We start from the raw sequence: 2,236 nt of genomic DNA on the forward strand, positions 1-2,236 counted from the left end.
CGGTCAGTTCCTTTCTCTACCACATGCGAAGTAAAAGCAGAAAGAGCAAACGAGTGTAGGTTACTTTTTATTCTGCATAGCAGGGAGTTAGATGTCGAAAAATTAAAATGGATTTATATAGTTACAATCAGACATCCACTAGTGTTAAAGCCGCTTGGATCATACTCCAAGCGGCTTTATGTGCTACATACACTGCTAATAATTCTACTACTCTCTTTTAATAATGCCTCTTTTCACAAGGAATGTGTGTCTTGTGCATTTTCTCCATAATCATCTCATTCATTTCCAATATACTGATTTAAGAAATCAGCAACACTCGTGTAGGCAGTAATATTATTTTTTAGTTTGACGAAAAAATGTCCTTCGTCTTCAAATCGAATATATGAAACTGGATGATCTCGTTCTTTTAGCTCATTAACGATTTGTTCTGTTTCTTCAATTGGAACGCGAGGATCATTGGCACCATGAAGCAACATTACCGGACATTTAATCTGATCAGTACGATGTAATGGATCTATCTCATCAAAAAAGTCCCCATCTGCTTCAATACATCCGTATTCTGCCTCTCTTAATTTACGGCGCCACGGACTTGTATTCTGTAAAAACGTTTTAAGACTGGAAATACCAACAATATCAATTGCCGCAGACCACAAATCAGGATAATGCGTGATGGCAGCAAGAACCATAAATCCACCATAACTGCGGCCCATAATTGCGATTTTATTTGGATCAGCATTTCCTTCTGTCTTTAACCATTCTACTAAATAAGTAAGATCTTGAACTGAATGCATTCGTTTTCGAACATCATCAAGATGAGTGTATGCTTTCCCGTATCCAGTACTACCACGAACATTCGGTGTACATACTGCATACCCTCGATTTAAGAAATATTGAAGAAAAGGGTTGTAAACGGCACGAATCTGACTTTCAGGCCCCCCATGAACAAATACTACTACTGGAAGCTTCTCATTTTTAACCTGTTGTGGTTTATAAAAAAACGCTGGTACTTCTAACCCATCAAATGAAGTAAAATGAATAAGCTCTGGTTCCACTAGCGCATGTTCCACAACAGGGGACTGTGATACATAGGTAAGTCGAGCATTTTTCTTTGTTTTTAAATCCAACTCCCATATGTCTGAGGGGTGTGTTGCCCCATTTAAAACATAGGATAATCTAGCATCATCTTGTGAAAAAGTAATATTTGTAATAACTCCGTTTGGTGTATCCCACGATTCAATGGTTTTATTCTGAAGGTTCAATAAAACTCCTTTAGAAATCCCGCCTTCATTGACTGAATACGCTAATAACTGTTTATTATTACTCATTTGTAAGCCTTCCAGATCCCAATCTCGTTGGTCAAGCCAAGTAAAATGGCTTGTTGCAAGATTAATCACTCCTAATCCTATAAATTCTTGATCTATATTAGTGAGAACATATATATGATCTCCATTCTTATTGAAGTTTGGGCATTCAAATCGTGCTTCTCCTTCATGCTTCGTTATCCAATTTACTTCCCCACTCTCAAGATGTAATAATCCAAGGTCATTATCTAGATTAGAGTTAGCCTTTTGAATAAGCAATAAATCACCACTTGGTGACCATTTTATTGCAAAATAAAGTCCATCACCATCAAATACTTTTCGAATTTCATACGTTTCTAGAGATTGTATGTATATATCAAAATGTGCTATATTGCGACGATTACTTGCCCACGCTATCCACTTTCCATCTGGAGAGCTTCCGCCATAATGATGGATATAATCAGGTGAATCAGTTAATGAAATTAACTCCCCATCATCTTCTAAAAGAAATAACTGTTGACGTTCATTTACACCAGCATCCATTCCGATAATACGCTTTGTTGTTCCCGAGATATATTCCATAAAGATAATTCTTTCATCCGTGAAAGATATTTGCGTAGGCCAATCATTGCCCTTTTTTAATTCCCATACTTGCGGGAGCCCAGTAATATTTGTAATAAAATTTAAGCTTTCACCAGTTGGATGATATACAGGTTTTTCTGCTGTCCGTACATGTAAATATGGCTTTATTCCGATGAATTTCATTTTCTCTCTCTCCTTTTTTGACTCTTGATTAAAAAGAATATTCACACTATTAACTCTACCATATTTACACATTATTTTATTATTAAAAAATACATACGCAATAAACGCATTACATATACTGAAATTTAACCCTTCCAAAAGGATACCTTAAGAAATACGAATGAGAGCTG

The 2,236-nt window shown here is 36.1% G+C and carries 1 protein-coding gene; it reads right to left on the reverse strand.

The annotated features are described in order from the left end of the window. Positions 1-275: 275 nt before the first annotated feature. Positions 276-2,066 (reverse strand): S9 family peptidase, encoded by a 1,791-nt coding sequence (locus V7183_RS10470; RefSeq protein WP_335359448.1) that lies wholly within the window; start codon positions 2,064-2,066, stop codon positions 276-278. Positions 2,067-2,236 lie beyond the last annotated feature (170 nt).

Origin of the sequence: Bacillus sp. JJ1127 (assembly GCF_036965845.1) — a bacterium.
Classification (GTDB): domain Bacteria; phylum Bacillota; class Bacilli; order Bacillales; family Bacillaceae_G; genus Bacillus_A.

Excerpts from the sequence above, each read along its gene's own strand:
- V7183_RS10470 (WP_335359448.1), bottom strand. The coding sequence starts at position 2,066 with ATGAAATTCATCGGAATAAAGCCATATTTACATGTACGGACAGCAGAA.